The following is a 19,072-nucleotide window of genomic DNA, read 5'->3' on the forward strand; positions in this document are numbered from 1 at the left end:
CCGTAGGCGCGACGGGCTAGATCTCGTACGTCGCCCGGGGTGTCGCCAGGCTCACCGGGCCCGGGTAGACGGCGCGGGCGTCGGCGAGGTTGACCTCGGGGTCCGTCCACGGCGGGATATGGGTCAGGATCAGGCGGCGGGCTCCGGCGCGGGCGGCCGACTGGCCGGCCTGGCGGCCGTTGAGGTGGAGGTCGGGGATGTCCTCCTTGCCGTGGGTGAACGCCGCCTCGCACAGGAACAGGTCCGTGTCACGGGCGAGTTCGTCCAGCGTCTCGCAGACGCCCGTGTCGCCGGAGTAGGTGAGCGACCGGCCGCCGTGCTCGATGCGGATGGCGTACGCCTCCACCGGGTGACGCATCCGTTCGGTGTGGACGGTGAGGGGGCCGACCTCGAAGGTGCCCGGCTTGACCGTGTGGAAGTCGAAGACCTCGCTCATCGACGAGGCCGAGGGAGTGTCGGCGTAGGCGGTGGTCAGACGCTGCTCGGTGCCTTCCGGGCCGTACACGGGGATCGGGGCCGCGCGTCCGCCGTCGTGGCGGTAGTAGCGCGCGACGAAATACCCGAGCATGTCGATGCAGTGATCGGCGTGCAGATGGCTGAGGAAGATCGCGTCGAGGTCGTAGAGACCGCAGTGGCGCTGCAGCTCACCCAGGGCCCCATTGCCCATGTCGAGGAGCAGCCGGAAGCCGTCGGCCTCGACGAGGTAGCTCGAACAGGCCGAGTCCGCGGACGGAAACGACCCCGAGCAGCCGACGACGGTGAGCTTCATAGAGCTGGAACCTCCGCGTGGCGAGTAGGTGCAGAACGCACGTACGGGAACGGTGACGGGGGTCGTGCGGTCCGTCGAGCGTAAGGCGCAAAAGGTCGGGTCGCTCCTCTGCCAGGGGCCGTTGTGGGGGAACTCACCCGTGGTGTCACCGGTTCGGCTGGACCGAGAGCGCGGGGGGAGCGCCATGGGGCGCACAGGAGTTGTGAAGCGCGGGCGGCGTGCCGTACGCGCCGGTACCGTCATCCTATGGACACCTCCTGGTGGCTGGCGCTGGCGGCGGTGGTGCTGCTCGCGCTGATCGCGGCCCTGGTGGACGGCTGGGGGCGGGGGCATCGCCGTCGCCGTGCCGCCACGCGGCCGCCCGGGCGTGCCCGGCTGCATCCGCGGCCCGCGGAGATCTGGTGGGCGCGCGTGCCGTACGAGGACCGGTCGGGCGGCAAGGAAGGGCCGTGTCTGGTGCTGACGGTGCGCGGGGACAGTGCGACGGTCGCGACGATCACCAGCCGGTACCACGACGAGCGGGCGGGCGTCATCCCGCTGCCGCCGGGCACGGTGGCCGACGCCCAGGGGCGGCCCAGTTTCCTGGAGACGGACGAACTGCGGGATGTGCCGCTGTGGGACTTCCGGCGGCGGCTGGGGGTGGTGGACCCGGTGCTGTGGGACCAGGTGCGGTATCTGGCGGGGTGATGAGCCTGATCATGGCAAGGCGGCGACGCGTCGGCCGCGGCATGCGTCGGCCCCCTCACCGGGAGGGGGCCGAACGGTGTTCCCATGACGGGTGGGCTCAGCCCGGGCGCTTCCGCCGGCCTACGCCCAGAGCTGGCCCTGGAGCGCCTCGACGGCTTCCTCCGTGGTGGCCGCCGTGTAGACGCCGGTGGACAGGTACTTCCAGCCGCCGTCGGCCACGATGAAGACGATGTCGGCGCTCTCGCCTGCCGTGACCGCCTTCCTGCCGACCCCGATGGCGGCATGCAGCGCCGCCCCGGTGGAGACGCCCGCGAAGATGCCCTCCTGCTGGAGGAGTTCACGGGTGCGGGCCACCGCGTCCGCCGAGCCGACCGAGAAGCGGGTGGTGAGGACGGAGGCGTCGTACAGCTCCGGCACGAAGCCCTCGTCGAGGTTGCGGAGGCCGTAGACCAGGTCGTCGTAGCGGGGTTCCGCCGCGACGATCTTCACCTCCGGCTTCTGCTCGCGCAGATAGCGGCCCACGCCCATCAGCGTGCCGGTGGTGCCGAGTCCGGCCACGAAGTGGGTGAGGGAGGGCAGGTCGGCCAGGATCTCGGGCCCGGTCGTCGCATAGTGGGCGCCCGCGTTGTCCGGGTTGCCGTACTGGTAGAGCATCACCCAGTCTGGGTGCTCGGCCGCCAGTTCCTTGGCGACCCGGACCGCGGTGTTGGAGCCGCCCGCGGCCGGGCTGGGGATGATCTCGGCGCCCCACATGCCCAGCAGGTCCCGGCGTTCCCGGGAGGTGTTCTCGGGCATCACGCACACCATGCGGTAGCCCTTGAGCTTGGCCGCCATGGCCAGCGAGATGCCGGTGTTGCCCGAGGTGGGTTCCAGAATGGTGCAGCCGGGGGTCAGCCGGCCGTCCTTCTCCGCCTGCTCGATCATGTGCAGCGCGGGGCGGTCCTTGATCGAGCCGGTCGGGTTGCGGTCCTCCAGCTTGGCCCAGATGCGGACCTCGGGGGACGGCGACAGCCGCGGCAGGCACACCAGAGGGGTGTTGCCCACCGCGGCCAGCGGGGAGTCGTAGCGCATCGCTGATCAGCGGCCGTCGGCCGGGACCGACCGCTGTCCGGCCGTCGCCCCGGCCGGGACCGGCCGCACCGCGGCGGAGCCTCCGGCCACGGCCGGGAGGATCGTCACGCTGTCGCCGTCGGCGACCTTGGTGCTGATGCCGTCGAGGAAGCGGACGTCCTCGTCGTTGAGATAGACGTTCACAAAGCGGCGCAGCTCGCCGCCGTCCACGATGCGGTCCTGGATGCCCGCATGGCGGGTCTCAAGGTCGGTGATCAGTTCGGCGAGGGTCTCCCCCGTGCCCTCGACGGCCTTCTGGCCGCCGGTGTACTGGCGCAGGATGGTGGGGATGCGGACCTCGATGGCCATGGCTCAGGGCTCCTGTCGGAAGAGTCAGGTCGGTGGACGCGCGACGGCGCGAGACGTGGTGGGACGCGGGCGCGGGGCGCTCCCCCGGCTCACGTCGCTTCGAGCGGGGAGCGCCCCCATCGGCTCATGGCCGGACGGCGGCGGGGGTCAACAGATGGCGCTCTTGAGCCTGCACAGGTCGACGTGCAGCCGCGCCACGAGCAGCGTGCCCGGCGTCTTGTTGCTCACGTCGTGGGAAACCATGGACTCATCGTATCGATTCCCTGCTCGGTGCCCCGAGTGTGATCTCGAATGCCGGATGAATTCTGACCGAGGGGCGGGATCAGTAGCTCTCCACCACGGCGACCTCCTCCTCCGTCACCTCTCCCGCCACGATCCGGAACGAACGGAACTGGAAGGGGCCGGCGTCGTCGGTGTCGGCGGTAGAGACCAGGACGTAGTGGGCGCCGGGCTCGTTGGCGTAGGTGATGTCCGTGCGGGAGGGGTGGGCCTCGGTCGCGGTGTGGGAGTGGTAGATGATCACCGGCTCCTCGTCGCGGTCGTCCATCTCGCGGTAGAGCTTGAGCAGGTCGCCGGAGTCGAACTCGTAGAACGTGGGCGAGCGGGCCGCGTTCAGCATCGGGATGAAGCGCTCGGGCCGGCCGGAGCCCACCGGGCCGGCGACCACGCCGCATGCCTCGTCGGGGTGGTCCTCGCGGGCATGGGCGACGATCCGGTCGTAGAGGTCCTGTGTGATGGTCAGCATGCCGGTCAGGATAGGCAGAGCACGGCGCGGGGCCGCCCCGTACCGAGGAGTGGTACGGGGCGGCCCACATGCTGAGCGGCCGGGGGGTCAGCCGACGTTCTCCAGCTCGGGCTCGCTGCGCCGGGTGACCTGCGGGTTGCGTGCCTTCAGCACCGCCCAGCCGATGGCCAGGGCCGCCGCCCAGACCGCCATCACATACAGACAGATCCGGGACTCGGAGTCGGAGGCGATCAGACCGGTGACGCCGAGCAGGAACACGATGGCGACCCAGCTGAAGATCGCGCCGCCGGGGGCCGGGAAGGAGGAGACGGGAAGCCGGCCGGCCCGCACTCCGTGGCGGTACCGGACATGGCTGGCCAGGATCATCAGCCAGGTCCAGATGCCGGCCGCGGTGGCCAGCGAGGTGACATAGCCGAAGGCCTTCTCCGGGACGACATAGTTGAGGACGACGCCGATGCCCATGAAGGCGACCGAGACGGTGATGCCGAAGGCCGGGGTCTTGGTGGCCGACAGCCGGCTGAAACGGTTCGGGGCCTCGCCGTTGTCCGCGAGATTGCGCAGCATACGGCCGGTGGAGTACATGCCCGAGTTGCAGGAGGACAGGGCCGCGGTCAGCACCACGAAGTTGACGATGCCGGCGCCGGCCGGAATGCCGATCTTCGCGAAGGCCAGGACGAAGGGGCTCACTCCGGGGCCGAACTCGGTCCACTTCACCACGCAGAGGATGACGGTGAGGGCACCCACGTAGAAGAGCGCGATGCGCCAGGGCAGGGTGTTGATCGCCTTGGGCAGGGTCTTCTCCGGGTTCTCCGACTCACCGGCCGTGACACCGACCAGCTCGACGGCGAGGTAGGCGAACATCACGCCCTGCAGGGTCATCAGGGAGGAGCCGATGCCGTTCGGGAAGAAGCCGTCGAACTCCCAGAGGTTGGAGACGGCGGCGGTGTCGCCGGCGGCGCTGAAACCGAAGGTGAGCACGCCGAGGCCGATCACGATCATGCCGATGAGCGCGGTGACCTTGACCATCGAGAACCAGAACTCGATCTCGCCGAACAGTTTCACCGAGATCAGGTTGGCCACGAACAGGACCACCAGGAAGACCAGCGCCGTCACCCACTGCGGGATGGCCGGGAACCAGTAGTGGACGTAGATCGCGGCGGCCGTCAGCTCGGCCATGCCGGTCACCACCCACATCAGCCAGTACGTCCAGCCGGTGAAGAAGCCGAAGAACGGGCCGAGGAATTCGCGGGAGTACTCCGCGAAGGAGCCCGACACCGGGCGGTACAGGAGCAGCTCGCCGAGCGCCCGCATGATGAAGAAGATGACCGCGCCCGCGACGGCGTACATCACGATCAGGCTGGGGCCGGCCTTGGCGATGTTCGCCCCGGCACCCAGGAAGAGGCCGACGCCGATGGCGCCGCCGATCGCGATCATCTGGACCTGACGGCTGCCGAGCCCTCGCTCGTACCCCTCCTCGGGGGCGTCGCCGCCCACGGCCTCGATGCCGTCGTGTTCCCTGCCGACCTGCGCTGAGGTCATGTTGCTGCGCCTTTCTCCACGCCGTTCCGAGCCGGTCCCACGGCCTCGAATCGGGTTCCGATCCCCCCCGGATGTTTATGGAGCGTTTGCCTGGCCGGCGGTCTGACGGCTCGGTGGCGCACCCGGCAGGACAGGGATGTCGTCCGCCGGGCGGTCGTGAAGATCTATCACGGTCGCGCCGACGATCGACCTCGCGACATGTGACGCACCTCACCGGGAGAAGCGAACAAAGAACTCCGGGGGAGGCATACGCGTCGGCTGCGGTAACGCGATCGTTATCCGGATTTGAGCGTCCTCTGAGCGACCACCCACCGGCCCCTCGAACGCCCCCGGGGGCCTGGGGCGCAGCCCCCGAGGGGGGTCCTTGGGCGCGACCCCGGGTGCGGGTTCGGGGGCGCGGCCCCCAGGTGCGGGTCGGACAAGGGCGGCGGGGGCCGCATCCCGAGGCGTACAGGGGGCACAGCCCCCGCGGGGATCCTGGGGGTGCAGCCTCGGGTGGGGGCTGGGGCGTGGCACCCGAGGGACCCGGGGAGTCTCAGCCTTCCGGTGGGGTTCGGGGGCGTGCCCCCAGGGACGGGGGGGGCGGGCAAAGGCGGCGCGGGGGGCACCCCCAGAAGTGCACGGGACACAGTCCCCGCCCGAGATTCGGGGGCGCAGTCCCCCGCGGAGGTCCTGAGGGCGTAGCCCCCCCGCAGGGATTCGGGGGCTCAGCCCCCAGAGGGGGCGGGGGGCGCAGCCCCTGGGGAGGGGACAGACGAGGGCGGCGGGAGCGGCACCCCGAGGGGCGCAGGGGACACAGCCCCCGCCCGAGGTTCCGGGGCGCCCCCCGGGGGGTCCCGGGGCACTCCCCGGTGCGGGTTCGGGGGCACAGCCCCCGAGGGGCAGGGCGAGCAAGGGCTGCAGGGCCGCATCCCGAAGAGCGCACGGAACACAGTCCCCGCCGGGATTCGGGGCGCAGCCACCAGTGAGGGCCCGGGGGCGCAGCACCCAGTGGGGGTTCGGGGGCGCAGCACCCAGTGGGGGTTCGGGGGCGCAGCACCCAGTGGGGGTTCGGGGGCGCAGCCTCAGGGACGGGGCGGACAAGGGCGGCGGGGGCCGCACCCCAAAGGGCGCACGGGACACAGTCCCCGCGGGAGCCCTGCGGGCGTAGCTCCCCGCAGGGCTCCGGGGGGAGCAGCCCCCGGTGAGGGGTCCTGGGGGCTCAGCCCCCGATGGGGGTTCGGGAGCGTAGCCCCCAGGGACGGGACGAGCAAGGGCGGCAGGGGCGGCGCCCCGAGAGGTACGTGGGACACAGTCCCCGCCGGGATTCGGGGGGCGCAGCCACCGGTGAAGGCCCGGGGGCGTAGCCCCCGGCGGGGGTCTGGGGGCGTAGCCCCCGGAAGGGGCCTGGGGGCGCAGCCCCCGGAAGGGGCCTGGGGGCGCAGCCCCCGGCGGGGGTCTGGGGGCGCAGCCCCCCGGGGATGGGACGGGTAAGGGCGGCGGGGGCGGCGTCTCCTCGCGGGTGGGGAGGCTGGTCGGCGCCCGCGCGGATCGCCTGACGCCGGAGCCAGGTAGGGGTCGGCCCGGGCGGCCGGGGGCCCGGGGCGGTAGGGCCGTTCAGGGCATCAGGGTCTCGATGAGGGTCTCCTGGAGCGCGCCCAGCCACAGATAGGCCATCATCAGCGGCTTACGCGGATCCTCGTCCGGCAGCCGGGTGAGATGGTCGGTGTCCTCCTCCTCGACGACCTCGAGCCGCGAGCCGATCGCCAGGCGCAGGTCGTTCAGGGCGCCCAGCCACTGCTCGCACTCCTGCGGCGAGAGCTTGAGGACCCCGCCGTCCTCGCCCTCCGAACTCACCGCGTCCAGCGAGCGAACCATGGCGAGGGCGTTGTCCCGCTTGCGCGCCCGCAGGTCGTTCTCGGTGAAGCGGCGGAACTCGGCGGAGTACGCGCGCTGCTCCTCGGCCTCGTCGGGCGAGACCGGCTCGCCGCCGGGGCCGCCGTAGGCGTCCGGGAACAGCCGGTGCAGCACCGGGTCGGAGGGCGGCTCGCTGGGGCCCTCGGCGAAGAGCTCCGCGAGCGGATCCTCGGAGCCGTTCTCGGCGGGGCCCGGCCCGATGAGTTCCAGCAGCTGTACGGCCAGCGACCGGATGATGGAGATCTCGACGTCGTCGAGAGCGAGGGCGGCACCGCCGCCGGGGAGTGATTCGAAGTGTCCTGACATCAGGGAGATCGTTTACTTCCGGTCCTGCTGGAGGGTGGCCCACAAACCGTAGCCGTGCATGGCCTGTACGTCGCGTTCCATCTCCTCGCGGGTACCGCTGGAGACGACCGCCCGGCCCTTGTGGTGGACGTCGAGCATGAGCTTGGTGGCCTTGTCCTTGGGGTAACCGAAGTACGTCTGAAATACGTAGGTCACGTAGCTCATCAGGTTGACCGGGTCGTTGTGGACGATCGTCACCCAAGGGACATCGGGTTCGGGAACGGCGAAGTGTTCCTCCGCCGACTCGGTCTTTTCGATCTCTAGGGGAGCGGGAGCCGTCACACGGCCCATGCTGCCACCACACCGGGCCGCTCGCACAAACCGGCACCGCCGGGGAGGCCGAAAGACCGGAGCCCAGGCCCACGCCCCACTCTCGCGGGAGCATCGGCCGGGACCCCGGTTCCGTTGACAGGCGCGCCTCCGCCGCCGTCAGTACGCGGTCTTCGCCATCCGCCGCTGCTCCCGCTCCGAGAGCCGGCTCCCCGACTCCCGGCGGGCCATGCGCTGGAGCAGCCGCGGGGCCAGCACGAGCCCGGCGATCGCCCAGAGCCCGAGCACGCCCGCCACCGTGGCGTGCTGCCACGCGCCGGAGACCTCCATGACCCGGGCGCTGTCGGGCAACAGCGCGGAGCGGACACCCTGGGCGATCCAGCGCAGCGGGAAGAAGGACGCCAGGTTCTGCATCCACTCCGGCAGATTGCGCAGCTGCGAGAACGTGCCGGAGGCGATCATCAGGCCCATCATCGGCAGCATGTAGAGGCCCAGCGCCTCCCGTGCGACGGGCAGCAGGGCTCCGACGGCCGCCCCGACCGGCACGACGGCCACGATGCCGAGGGCCACCACCCAGACGAGTGTGAGCCAGCGCTGCGGGGTGTCCGGGAGTGCGGCCCCGAGCAGCACACGCCCACCCAGCAGCAACAGTGCGATGGACACCGCGATGTTGACGAGGACGAAGAAGACCTTGCCGGTCAGATAGGCGGTCATCGCGCCCGGTACGCCGCGCAGCCGCAGCAGCGTGCCGTCCTCACGGTCGCCGAAGAGGAACTGGGGGACGGTCAACAGGCCGGACATGAAGATCGTGGAGCCGATGCCGCCGGCCAGGGACAGCTGCCTCATGGCGTCGTCGCCGTCCCGTGACAGCCAGAAGGAGACGGCGAGGAACAGCAGCGGCGTCGACAGGTAGGCGTAGATGTCCTTGCGGCTGCGCAGCATTTGGCGCAGTTCGATGGCGCCGCGCGACAGACCGAGTCGATAGGGGTTCACGCGGCTGCCTCCTCGTGGCGCGGGGCGGCGGTCTCCGCTTCGGCTCCGCCCTCCTTCGTCGTCCCTACGGCGTCCTCGTCGCCCTCCGCGACCATCCGCAGATAGGTGTCCTCCAGCGTCGGACGGCGTACCTCCAGGTCGGGGATCGGCCCTTGGAGCTGCTGGTGCAGTTCCCAGACGACGTCCGACGGGTCGGCGGTGAGCCGTCGTTGCGGAACGCCGTGGGCGTCCGTCCAGGCGACCTCGGAGCGGGCCCTTGCGACAGCGGCGAGTTCGGCGAGGGTGCCGCAGGCGGTGATGCGGCCGTGCTGCAGGATGCCGATGCGGTCGGCGAGTTGCTGGGCCTCGGTCATGTCGTGGGTGGTGAGCAGCATCGTCGTGCCGAGGTTGTCGCGCAGGCCGCGGATGAGGTCGTGGAAATCCCGGCGGGCCTCGGGGTCGAAGCCGGTGGTCGGTTCGTCGAGGAAGAGCAGTTCCGGGCGGCCCACGATGCCCAGGGCGACGTCGAGGCGTCGCCGCTGGCCGCCGGAGAGGGTGCTCACCTGCTGGGCGGACTGTCCCGTGAGGCCGACCAGGCCGAGCAGCTCGGACGGTTCGAAGGAGTGCGCGTAGTAGCGGGCGAAGTGGCCCAGCAGATCACCGACCCGCCAGCGGCCGTGATCGCGGTTGGCCTGGAGGACGATGCCGAGGCGGGCGCGCCAGGCGGTGTCCTCGTGTGCGGGGTCCTGGCCCAGCACCTCGACGTCGCCGGCGGAGCGGCTGCGGTAGCCCTCGAGGATCTCGATCGTGGTGCTCTTGCCCGCGCCGTTGGGGCCAAGCAGTGCGAACAGCTCGCCCCTGCGGACCTCCAGGTCGAGTCCGTTCAGCACATCGCGGGTGCCGTAGCGCATCCGTAGTCCGCGGACATGGATCGCCGGCTTCGGCCCGGAGGCGTGGCCGGCCTCCGGCGTCGTCTCCTGCAAGGTCACGGATTCCCCCTGGATGCCGTCGCTCGGCCGGTCGGCGGCGGGCCCACGCCGCCCCGGCTGGTCCTTGCCGTGAAGGGTACGCAAGGGGTGCGTGGGCAAGCGCACACGGACCTGGCAGCCGTCCGAGCCCGGAGCGCCGTCGCGCGGCGCCCCACAAATCGTCAGACTGACGAAATGAAGGTACGATCGGGCGCCATGAACACAGTGGACCCTGTGCCGCCGGAGAGCGAGGAGCGCGACGCGCTTCCGCGGGCGGGTGGCGGCGGACGACGCGTGGGCGTGCCCTCCACGGCGCTCTTCACCGACCACTACGAGCTGACCATGCTGCAGGCCGCCCTGGAGGCGGGCAGTGCCGAGCGGCGCTCCGTCTTCGAGGTCTTCACCCGGCGGCTGCCCGACGGCCGCCGCTACGGCGTGGTGGCCGGCACCGGACGCGTCCTGGACGCGGTGGAGAACTTCCGCTTCGAGCCGGACGTCCTCCACTTCCTGCGGGAGCGCCGGATCGTCGACGAGGCGACCCTTCAGTGGCTCGCCGGATACCGCTTCGGCGGCGACATCTGGGGCTACCCGGAGGGCGAGGTGTACTTCCCGGGCTCGCCGGTCCTGCGGGTCGAGGGCACCTTCGCGGAGTGTGTGCTCCTGGAGACGGTGATCCTTTCCATCCTCAACCACGACTCCGCGGTCGCGGCCGCCGCCTCCCGGATGTCCTCCGCCGCCGACGGCCGGGCGCTGATCGAGATGGGTGCCCGGCGCACCCATGAGCTGGCCGCCGTGGCCGCCGCGCGGGCCGCGTACATCGGCGGCTTCACCACCACCTCGGATCTGGCCTCCGGCTACCGGTACGGCATCCCGACGGTCGGGACGTCCGCCCATGCCTTCACCCTGCTGCACGACAGCGAGCGGGACGCCTTCCAGGCCCAGGTGGAGTCGCTGGGCCGGGGCACCACACTGCTGGTGGACACCTATGACGTCGCCGAGGCCGTCCGGACGGCCGTCGAGCTCGCCGGGCCCGAGCTGGGCGCCGTACGGATCGACTCCGGTGATCTGCTGCTGGTCGCGCACCGGGTGCGGCAGCAGCTCGACGAGCTGGGCGCCACCCGGACGAAGATCGTCGTCACCTCCGACCTGGACGAGTACGCCATCGCCTCGCTGCGGGCGGCGCCCGTGGACGCGTACGGCGTCGGCACCCAGCTGGTGACCGGTTCCGGCCATCCGACCTGCTCGATGGTCTACAAGCTGGTCGCCCGCGCCGAGTCGGCGGACCCGGAGGCGCCGCTGCTGCCGGTCGCGAAGAAGTCGGCCGGCGGCAAGACGTCCCTCGGCGGGCGCAAATGGGCCGCGCGACGGCTCGACGAGAACGGGGTGGCGGAGGCCGAGGTGATCGGCTCAGGACCGGTGCCCGACGAACTGGTGGACCGGCAGCTGCTGGTCCAGCTGGTCAAGGGCGGCCAGGTGCTCACCCGTGAGCCGCTGGACGTCGTACGCGAGAGGCATGCGGCCGCGCTCGCCGGTCTGCCGCTGTCGGCGACCCAGCTGTCCCGCGGGGAACCGGTCCTCCCGACCGAGTACGCATGACGCGTGACGTGTCACCGTGACGTGCACCCGTGACGTGTCCGCGTAACCGTGTCCCCGTGGCATGTCCCCTGACGCGTCACGGGGACACATCCGCGCGCGAGCTGCCCGGTGCCGCGCCCGCGCGAGGCAGCCGTGCGAGACGGCGCGTACGACCGTGGGGGCGGGGCCCCGGCGCGGCTTCGGACGGCCCCGTCCCGCAGGGGGCATGAACGGTCCCCCGGCGGGAAGGGAACGGCAGCACACCCCCGCACCCGTCCCGCCGCCGTCCGCCCCCCTCCCGCCCGTCCCACGAAGTCTCTACGCTCAAAGTCCGTACGGACGGCCGGGTCCGCACCGCCACCCGAACCACCGCCGAACCGAAGGACACCGACCATGCGCCGCGCCTTGATCGTCGTAGATGTGCAGAACGACTTCTGTGAGGGCGGCAGCCTCGCGGTGGCCGGTGGTGCCGATGTGGCCGCCACGATCACCGAGCTGATCGGTCAGGCCCCCGCCGGGTACCGGCATGTCGTCGCCACCCGCGACCTCCATATCGCGCCCGGAGGGCACTTCGCCGACAACCCCGACTATGTCCACTCCTGGCCCGCGCACTGCGTGGCGGGCACCGAGGGTGTCGGCTTCCATCCGAACTTCGCCCCGGCGGTGGCCTCCGGCGCGGTCGACGCGGTGTTCGACAAGGGGGCGTACTCGGCGGCCTACAGCGGCTTCGAGGGGGTCGACGAGAACGGGGTGCCGCTCGGCGACTGGCTGCGGGAGCGGAAGATCGACGAGGTGGACGTGGTGGGGATCGCCACGGACCACTGTGTGCGCGCGACCGCCCTGGACGCCGTGCGCCAGGGTTTCCGCACCCAGGTCCTGCTGGACCTGACCGCCGGGGTGTCCGAGGAGACCACCGAGCGGGCGCTGGAGGAGCTACGCACGGCCGGGGTGGAACTCTCCGGCAAGCCCGTGGTCTGACCGGACCCGGACGACTGGACGGTTCGCCCGGACCGCAGTGGGTGGGTCCGGTGTCCCCGGTCCCCGGGGTTACACCCGCGCCGTCCGACCCCTCAGCAGCGCCCTGATCGGATGCCACAGCTCCTGGGACAGCTCCTGGCCCGCGCTGTCGGGTGCCGTGCGCCACACCAGGCCGTCCGGGTGGTGGAGGACCGCCGTGACCTCGTCGGGGGTCGGCGGGGCCGCGTTGCCGCGCAGATAGACCGCGCGCAGGCCCAGATTGCGCAGCCGCGTCAGCGCCCGGGCCCGGTTGTGGGCGAGGACGAGCACGCGGACGAAACCGCTGCCCGAACCCGGGCTGGGCAGGTTCAGCGCCACCACCACACTGCCGTTCGGCAGTTTGCAGAAACCTCCTGCGGCCATGCGTGTCACACCCCCGTTCGACCTGGTGTCAGTAAGAGAACCACAGGAGGCACCTAAACACGATCGGCCGCGACCCGCCAGGGGGTCACGGCCGATCATGCGCTGACCTGCGAGAACGCCGGTCAGTGTGTGAGCGGTGCCACTAGGGACATGATCGCCCCGGATTTACCTCTTCGACGGGAGCACCTGGACTGTCAGTACGCTGCCGTCCTTCGCCTGCCCCACCAGCTTGATCTTGGTGTTGGTGTTCGGCACCTGCACGCCCGCGTACGGGGTGGCGGGGTAGTAGTAGGTGCCGGTGCGGTCGTCGAAGACGGAGACGCCGGGGCGGCTCTTGATCTTCGTGGCCACTCCGTTGCTGTGCAGCGTGATCGCGTCCGTCCGCTCCAGGCTGAAGGTGGAGTCGAAGGTCTGGATGCGGTTGCGCATATACGTCCCGTCCGCCCACTTCAGCGGCGCGGCGTTGGCGTCGACCGGCAGGATCAGACCCGTGCCCGGGTGCTCGCTGACGTTGTTGTCGGCCTGCGAGGTGTCCCACAGCCAGATCAACAGGCCGTTCTGGTACGGGAAGTGCTCGACCCAGTCCGGCTTGGAGCCCGCGAAGCCGAAGTTGTACGGGCCGGTCTTCAGGGTGGTGTCGTACGACACGTACTGGCGGTTCTCGGCGATGTAGTACTGCGGGTAGTCGTCGGTGTAGGACGCGCCCCTGACCGAGAAGCCGTTCACGGCCCAGTCGCCGGTGCCGTTCTCGGCGCCGTCGCTGAAGAGGGTGGCGCCGTCGGCGGTGAGGGTGATGTCGTCCGCCGCGAAGCCCTTGAGGGCCACACCGCCGTCGGTGGTGTAGCGGAAGCGCAGCTTGACCTTGGCGCCGGCGTAGTCGTCCAGCGGGTAGGCCAGGTCGGCGTATCCGTCGATGGTGCCGGTCAGGCCGGGCTGGTCGCTGGCGTCGCGCGGGATCGCCGCTCCGTCGACCGTGCCGTCGATCGGCGTCCAGGTGGCGCCGCCGTCGGTGGAGACCTCCGTGTACAGGAAGTCGTAGTCGGTCTCGATGTCGTAGTAGCCCTTGAGGGACAGCGTGGCCGACGAGGCGCCCGTGAGGTCCACATCACGGGTCAGCGTGTTGTTGAGCCCGTTGCCGCGGCCGCTCCACCACTGGTACGACCCGTTCGCCGGGGGGACCAGTTCGGTGGTGACGGTCTTCTTCGGCAGCGTGACGACCAGCGCCTGCGGGTCCTTGGTGTTGTACTCCGAGTACCCGATGTTCGTCTGCGAGGTGCCGCGGTTGCTGACGGTCCGGTAGTCCAGCCAGCCGAGCTGCAGCTTGTCCCAGGCGGTGAAGTCGCCCGGACGGTCACCGATGTTGTCCTTGCCGTTGCCGAGCCAGGAGCCGGAGGACATCAGGTCCCAGAAGCCGGTGGAGTTCTCGGCGCCGCCGGAGGTGTCGTAGTTGTCCGGCAGACCGAGGTCATGGCCGTACTCATGGGCGAAGACGCCGAGGCCGCCGTTCTCCGGCTGGATGGTGTAGTCGCCCACCCAGATGCCGGTGTCGCCCACCTGGGTGCCGCCGAGCTTGTTGTACGCGGGGCCGGTCTTGCCGGCGTCGGTGCCGTAGGCGTACCAGCGGTGGGCCCAGATGGCGTCCTCGCCCTGGGCGCCGCCGCCCGCGGACTCGTCCTCACCGGCGTGCACGATCTGGAAGTGGTCGATGTAGCCGTCGGGCTCGTTGAAGTCGCCGTCGCCGTCGTAGTCGTAGCGGTCCCACTGGTCGTACTGGGCGAGCGCGGCCTTGATCTGGGCGGGGGTGTCCCCGGCGGCCTTGCGGTCGGCGGTCCACTTCGCCAGCGCGTCGCTGACCAGGTTCCAGACGCAGGTGTCGCACTCGTTGGTGCCGTAACGGGCCTCGTTGTAGTCGACCTTGACCCAGTCCTGGACCTGCCCGTCGACCGAGTAGCGGCCCGAGGACGCCTTCTCGTAGAACTGCTTGAGGGAGTCCTTCTTCGGGTCCTTGGAGAAGTAGAGGTCCTGGTAGTGCGCGCGGTTGTAGTCCGCCTGCCAGGCCGTGCTGTTGTCCTTGCCGCGGTTCGGCTTGGCTATCTCGTTGTGCCGGGGGCCGACGGTGCCGCCGTACTGCGAGGTCTTGTCGCCGAACTCGACGAGGATGGTGAAGATCGTGTCGGTCCGCTCGCGGGCGAGTTCGACGTACTTGCCGCCGCTGAGCTTCACCACCTTCGAGGAGCCTCGGGTGGTGGGCTTGGACTTGCCCGAGATGACCTGGTGGAGCGCCTCCTCCCGCTGGGCGCTGCGGGTCTTGGTCAGCGGCCCGTCGAAGTCATGGCCCCTGCTCTCGACCGGCTGCGGGTCGTGGCGGTCGACGGCGGGCGCCGGTGCGCCCTTCGCGGTCTCGGCCACGGCGGGCGCCGCGAGGCCGGCCGTCGCCGCCGCGAGCGCGACCACCGTCGCGGCCGTTCTGAACGTCCAGGATCTGCTGGTCACTTGAAAGTCCTCCTCCGCGCCCGGTCGCGCGGAGCAGGAATCCTGGTCCTGGAGGGGTCCGCGCGCGGGGTCCGCGTGTGTCAAGTGACGACATTTGACCGGAGGTTGAGAAGAAAAGACAGATCTTGACTTGGACAGGTCAAATGTATTAACGGAAACTGATGTTCGCTATACGAACGACATACTCTTCTGTCAACCGGCGCGTGAGTAGGCCCGGCCGGCGGACACCATGACTCCGTGCGCCCCCTATGCATCGGCACCGTGGGTTAGGTTACGCTTACCGGGCGTTCCGTTCGGGCATGCAGGCGAATAGAGTCGGCTGCAGAGCATCGGAAGGTGAGGGAACCCCCGTCGACACCGTTGTCGTCCCACCGTCACCCACGATGCCCGGTATCGCTCACGTGCCCTTCAGTCAGCCGTAGTTGTCCGCATCCTCCCCCATCGTGAGAGGCCCGGGGGAGACCCCCACCTCGAGGAACGGCCATGCCTCGTCCGAACGCCGCACAGCTCGCCTACGGTTCCTGCACCGTGATCTTCTCCACCCTCGCCATGCTGCTGCTGTCACAGACGAGTTCGGGTCTGGGGATCGCCGTGATCGCCCTCGCGGCACTCGCACTCGGACTGCTGGTCTCCCTGACGGTCCCCCTGTCGAGGTCCGCGTCGGCCACCGCACGGCAGCACGCCGGGGCCGGGCGCTCCGCGGCGTCCATGGGATCCGCGACCGCCGAGTCCGCCCACGAGCCGGCGAAACCCTGAACCGGGCCCGCATCCGCAGCGCTTCACCGTCACCGGAGCACCACGCGCAACGCACGCACCGCCTCACCGCGGGCACTCGAACCGGTGGGCCCGTGTCACACGGACCCACCGGTTCCTTCCGTCACCGCGTGCTGACCTCCACCGTCCGGGCGGCCTTGTCGTGCAGACCCTGTTTGTAGGGCTTGTCGAAGAAGCTCCAGCCGCCGCAGATCGCGGTCCAGATGCAGGCACAGCAGAACGCGAAGGGAAGCCACAGCACCAGCGCGCGGATCAGCGAGGTCGCCACGGAGGGCGTGGAGCCGTCGGCCAGGTTGGCCACCCTCAGATTCAGCAGCTTCTTGCCGACGGTCTGACCGTTCCTGGCGGTCATGAAGGTGTCATAGGCCGTGTAGAGCACGGCGGCGATCACGGACTGGCCCAGCGACTTGCCGTAGTCGATCTGATTGGTGTCCACGTTGTACTCGGTGGTGTGGAACGCCCAGGACAGCAGCCAGACGACCAGCCCGACGAGGATCATGTCGATGATCCGCGCGAGCACCCGCTTGCCGCTGTCGGCGAGCGGCGGCATCCCGGCGAGCGGATCGCCGCCGCCGTAGGGGCCGTAGGGCCCTCCGCCGCCATAGGGATCGCCGCCGTAGTACGGCGGAGGGGTTCCGTAGGGGCTTCCGCCGCCGGGCGGAGGAGGCGCGCCATAGGGGCCGCCCGCGCCGGGCGGGGGCTGACCGCCGGGGGGAGGCTGCTCACCCGGCGGGGGCGGGACGCCCTGGGAGAGGCCCCGGTACGGATCGGTGCCGGCGCCCTCGGGCGGCGGGGACGGCGGCTTCCGGAAGAGATCGTCCTCAGGACCGTCTCCTGAGCCGGAGGGCGGCGGTTCGGTGCTCATGGCCCGAGTCGACCGCGAACCCCCCGGGTCCGCATCCGCACAGGTCCGTCCGGGTCAGCCCGCCACGAACGTGTGCGCCACCTTGTCGTGCCAGCACTGGTGCCAGGGGCGGTCGAACAGGCACCACAGCACCCCGACGACGCCGACCACCAGCAGGCCCGGGACGCTGTAGACGAGCCAGCGGCGCAGGGCCCGGCCGAAGTCGGGCGGCTCATGGGCCTCGATGTCGCGCACCTCGATGCCGCACAGCCGCTTGCCGAGCGTACGGCCCCACTTGGCGGTGGGCAGCACCTCGTAGAGGACGCCGAAGCCGAGGAGCACGGCGAGCACGACGGCGAGGTGGACCGAGGTGGTGCCGTCGAGCAGCCACACCGTGACGGTCTGCCCGGACATCCTGGCCGCTTCCACCTTGGCGTGGATGTGGTCGATCGACCGGGTGCCCAGCGGTACCGCCGCCACGCCCGTGACCGCCGCGAGCACCAGGGTGTCCAGGAGCCGGGCGGCCAGCCGCTTGCCCAGGCCCGCGGGCCGGGCCGCCGCGTGGGCCCGGGCGGCCGCCTGGAACACGTCGTCCACCGGCGGCTTCCACGGCGCGACGGGCTGCTCGCCCTCCGGTCCCGGTTCTGCGAGTCGGTGCACCTGCTGCGCCCAGGAGGGCTGCCCGCCGCCCGCACCCGCGCTCATGGGGGTGACGCCGGGTCCGGTGGACTGCTGCGGAAGCCCCACGGAGTGCTGGTGCGGTGAGCCCGTGGACTGCCGCGGAAGACCTGGGGCGGGCCGGCCCGGAAGCCCGGACTCGGGCCCCCTCGGCGCCGGCGGGGTGGGCCCCCGCGGGGCCGGAGGGGTGGGTTCCGGCGACTGCGGGTTCAGGCCGAGCGCCTGACGGGCCGCCGACTGGGCGCCGGTGGGCGTGGTGGCGGACCGTCCCGGACCGGAGTCCGCCGCCTCCGCGTTTCCGCCCTGCTCCCCCTTGCGCGGGGAGAGCGCACGGAACGTCATGGTGTCCTCGGAGGGGACGGGTCCGTCGGTGCCGGAGGCGGACGGGGCGCCGGTGCCGGAGCCCCCGTCGCGCCGCGGCCGACGGAACACCATCGTGCCCTCCGGGGCCGCGGAGGACGAGTCGCCCCCGGCGGCGGGGCCGGCGGGCGGGATGGTCGCCGTGCCGTCCGTGCGGTTCGCCGTGCCCTCGGGCCCGCCGGTGAGCGGGATACGGGGGTCCGGGCCCTGGGGTGCGCCCCAGGACACCCGGCGGTCCTGGTCGCCTCCGAAGCCGGACTGCCGGGAGCGGTCGGCGCCCCACGCCGAGGCGGGCTCCGGGCGGCCGTCGGGCCGGGACGCGGAGGGGTTCACCCCCGGGGGCGCCGCGGAGGGGTCCCCGGCCGGCTTCCCGGACGGGCCGTGCGGGGCGTCGGGGGCGGAGTTCCCCGCGGGTTCCCGCAGCGGCTCCCCGATCGGCTCGCCCCGCGGTTCCTCGATCGGGTCCTCGTCGAAGAAGTGCGGGCCGGTCTCCTCGACCGAGGGTGAGGCGGGGTGCCGGCCGGACGGCGGGGAGAGCGGCCGACCGTCGCTGGGAGCCGGGCGACTGGTGCCCGGCACCCAGGCCATGCCGTTCCAGTACCGGACGTATCCGGGGATGGACGGATCCGGGTAATAGCCTTCGCGGGGCAGGTCGTCGCCGGGTGCCGGAGTTGGGGCGCTCATGTCCGTCGTCCCGTATCTGCTCGGGGGATTCGTGTAGGCGTCCACATCTATCAGAACCACGCAGCGTGTACGGCCACTCCGCCCGTACCCACCCCTTTCCGGGCGACACCGCGCAGGCCCTTCACACACCTGGAACATACTCCGAAAGAAAACCTCCGAAACTCGCGTAATGCCTCCCGCGGTTCCTCGCTCTCACTCGTACGGGCCTGCCCACCGGCCCCGTACCGGAGAGGAACCGCGCGTCATGCACACCGTGTTGGAATGCGAGTTGGACCTGGAGCTCGTCCTGGCCCCGGGACAGAGCGTCCCGGTCCCGGCCAGGCTCGGCTACCGCACCGACGACCCGTACGCCGTCCACATCACCTTCCACATCGACTGCGCGCAGTCGGTGCACTGGACCTTTGCCCGCGAGCTGCTGATCGAGGGGGTGTTCCGGGCCTGCGGGCACGGCGACGTGCGGCTGTGGCCGGCGAAGACCCGGGGCCGCAGCGTCGTTCTGATAGCGCTGAGTTCGCCGAACGGGGACGCCCTGCTCGAGGCTCCGGCCGCCCCGGTGTCGGCGTGGCTGGAGCGCACCCTGCGGCTGGTGCCTCCGGGGGGCGAGGCCGGGCGGCTCGGCATCGACGACGGCCTCACCGAACTGCTGGCCTCCTCGCCCCGGGACGGGGAGTGAA

The 19,072-nt window shown here is 71.2% G+C and carries 19 protein-coding genes; 5 read left to right on the forward strand and 14 right to left on the reverse strand.

Annotation, left to right across the window (positions count from 1 at the left end):
• Positions 1 to 16: 16 nt before the first annotated feature.
• On the reverse strand, positions 17 to 769 hold the full coding sequence (locus CP978_RS13445) for an MBL fold metallo-hydrolase (protein ID WP_043440583.1): 753 nt from the start codon (positions 767 to 769) through the stop codon (positions 17 to 19).
• A gap of 246 nt (positions 770 to 1,015) precedes the next feature.
• Here CP978_RS13445 and CP978_RS13450 point away from each other — a divergent pair, with 246 nt between their 5' ends.
• Positions 1,016 to 1,456 (forward strand): type II toxin-antitoxin system PemK/MazF family toxin, encoded by a 441-nt coding sequence (locus tag CP978_RS13450; protein ID WP_043440585.1) that lies wholly within the window; start codon positions 1,016 to 1,018, stop codon positions 1,454 to 1,456.
• A 120-nt stretch (positions 1,457 to 1,576) separates the two neighbouring features.
• Here CP978_RS13450 and CP978_RS13455 read toward each other — a convergent pair whose 3' ends face one another.
• The 9 genes from CP978_RS13455 to CP978_RS13490 all read right to left on the reverse strand — a co-directional run bounded on the left by CP978_RS13455 (position 1,577) and on the right by CP978_RS13490 (position 9,553).
• The gene (locus CP978_RS13455; RefSeq protein WP_043440586.1) at positions 1,577 to 2,527 is read right to left on the reverse strand and encodes a PLP-dependent cysteine synthase family protein; all 951 of its coding nucleotides are present in this window, start codon (positions 2,525 to 2,527) and stop codon (positions 1,577 to 1,579) included.
• A gap of 6 nt (positions 2,528 to 2,533) precedes the next feature.
• Positions 2,534 to 2,875, reverse strand: coding sequence for a MoaD/ThiS family protein (locus tag CP978_RS13460; RefSeq protein ID WP_043440588.1), 342 nt, complete (start codon positions 2,873 to 2,875; stop codon positions 2,534 to 2,536).
• Positions 2,876 to 3,022: 147 nt separating this feature from the next.
• The gene (locus tag CP978_RS36220; RefSeq protein ID WP_311775015.1) at positions 3,023 to 3,118 is read right to left on the reverse strand and encodes a putative leader peptide; all 96 of its coding nucleotides are present in this window, start codon (positions 3,116 to 3,118) and stop codon (positions 3,023 to 3,025) included.
• Between the two features lie 79 nt (positions 3,119 to 3,197).
• Positions 3,198 to 3,620, reverse strand: a complete 423-nt coding sequence (locus tag CP978_RS13465) for a M67 family metallopeptidase (protein WP_043440590.1) — start codon at positions 3,618 to 3,620, stop codon at positions 3,198 to 3,200.
• A gap of 87 nt (positions 3,621 to 3,707) precedes the next feature.
• Positions 3,708 to 5,159 (reverse strand): amino acid permease, encoded by a 1,452-nt coding sequence (locus tag CP978_RS13470; protein WP_043440592.1) that lies wholly within the window; start codon positions 5,157 to 5,159, stop codon positions 3,708 to 3,710.
• A gap of 1,596 nt (positions 5,160 to 6,755) precedes the next feature.
• Positions 6,756 to 7,361 carry a DUF2017 domain-containing protein gene (locus CP978_RS13475; RefSeq protein WP_043440594.1) on the reverse strand — a complete coding sequence of 202 codons (606 nt, stop codon included), beginning with the start codon at positions 7,359 to 7,361 and terminating at the stop codon, positions 6,756 to 6,758.
• Positions 7,362 to 7,373: 12 nt separating this feature from the next.
• Positions 7,374 to 7,691 (reverse strand): ATP-dependent Clp protease adapter ClpS, encoded by a 318-nt coding sequence (clpS, locus tag CP978_RS13480; protein ID WP_043440597.1) that lies wholly within the window; start codon positions 7,689 to 7,691, stop codon positions 7,374 to 7,376.
• 138 nt (positions 7,692 to 7,829) lie between these two features.
• Positions 7,830 to 8,663 carry an ABC transporter permease gene (locus CP978_RS13485; protein ID WP_043440600.1) on the reverse strand — a complete coding sequence of 278 codons (834 nt, stop codon included), beginning with the start codon at positions 8,661 to 8,663 and terminating at the stop codon, positions 7,830 to 7,832.
• Positions 8,660 to 9,553 carry an ABC transporter ATP-binding protein gene (locus CP978_RS13490; RefSeq protein ID WP_043448536.1) on the reverse strand — a complete coding sequence of 298 codons (894 nt, stop codon included), beginning with the start codon at positions 9,551 to 9,553 and terminating at the stop codon, positions 8,660 to 8,662. The genes CP978_RS13485 and CP978_RS13490 overlap by 4 nt, the downstream gene beginning before the upstream one ends.
• A gap of 273 nt (positions 9,554 to 9,826) precedes the next feature.
• Between CP978_RS13490 and CP978_RS13495 the strand changes: the two genes are divergently transcribed.
• Together CP978_RS13495 and CP978_RS13500 are read left to right on the forward strand one after the other, a co-directional pair.
• Positions 9,827 to 11,206 (forward strand): nicotinate phosphoribosyltransferase, encoded by a 1,380-nt coding sequence (locus CP978_RS13495; protein WP_079162123.1) that lies wholly within the window; start codon positions 9,827 to 9,829, stop codon positions 11,204 to 11,206.
• Between the two features lie 372 nt (positions 11,207 to 11,578).
• The gene (locus tag CP978_RS13500; RefSeq protein WP_043440602.1) at positions 11,579 to 12,163 is read left to right on the forward strand and encodes a nicotinamidase; all 585 of its coding nucleotides are present in this window, start codon (positions 11,579 to 11,581) and stop codon (positions 12,161 to 12,163) included.
• Between the two features lie 69 nt (positions 12,164 to 12,232).
• Here the strand turns inward: CP978_RS13500 and CP978_RS13505 are convergent, their stop codons facing one another.
• Positions 12,233 to 12,565, reverse strand: coding sequence for a hypothetical protein (locus CP978_RS13505; RefSeq protein ID WP_043440604.1), 333 nt, complete (start codon positions 12,563 to 12,565; stop codon positions 12,233 to 12,235).
• A gap of 165 nt (positions 12,566 to 12,730) precedes the next feature.
• A complete protein-coding gene (locus CP978_RS13510) occupies positions 12,731 to 15,058 on the reverse strand; it encodes an immune inhibitor A domain-containing protein (protein ID WP_043440606.1) in 2,328 nt (775 codons plus the stop codon).
• A 483-nt stretch (positions 15,059 to 15,541) separates the two neighbouring features.
• Between CP978_RS13510 and CP978_RS13515 the strand changes: the two genes are divergently transcribed.
• Entirely contained in the window at positions 15,542 to 15,814 is a 273-nt protein-coding gene (locus CP978_RS13515; protein WP_043440608.1) for a hypothetical protein, read from the forward strand.
• Positions 15,815 to 15,935: 121 nt separating this feature from the next.
• On the opposite strand, the gene CP978_RS13520 is transcribed toward CP978_RS13515, so the two are convergent.
• Both CP978_RS13520 and CP978_RS13525 read right to left on the reverse strand, forming a co-directional pair.
• Positions 15,936 to 16,697 (reverse strand): RDD family protein, encoded by a 762-nt coding sequence (locus tag CP978_RS13520; protein WP_043440611.1) that lies wholly within the window; start codon positions 16,695 to 16,697, stop codon positions 15,936 to 15,938.
• 54 nt (positions 16,698 to 16,751) lie between these two features.
• Entirely contained in the window at positions 16,752 to 18,398 is a 1,647-nt protein-coding gene (locus tag CP978_RS13525; RefSeq protein WP_079162124.1) for an RDD family protein, read from the reverse strand.
• Positions 18,399 to 18,642: 244 nt separating this feature from the next.
• Between CP978_RS13525 and CP978_RS13530 the strand changes: the two genes are divergently transcribed.
• A complete protein-coding gene (locus tag CP978_RS13530) occupies positions 18,643 to 19,071 on the forward strand; it encodes an SsgA family sporulation/cell division regulator (RefSeq protein ID WP_043440613.1) in 429 nt (142 codons plus the stop codon).
• Position 19,072: the final 1 nt, after the last annotated feature.

It is taken from the genome of Streptomyces nodosus, from assembly GCF_008704995.1.
Lineage (GTDB): Bacteria > Actinomycetota > Actinomycetes > Streptomycetales > Streptomycetaceae > Streptomyces > Streptomyces nodosus.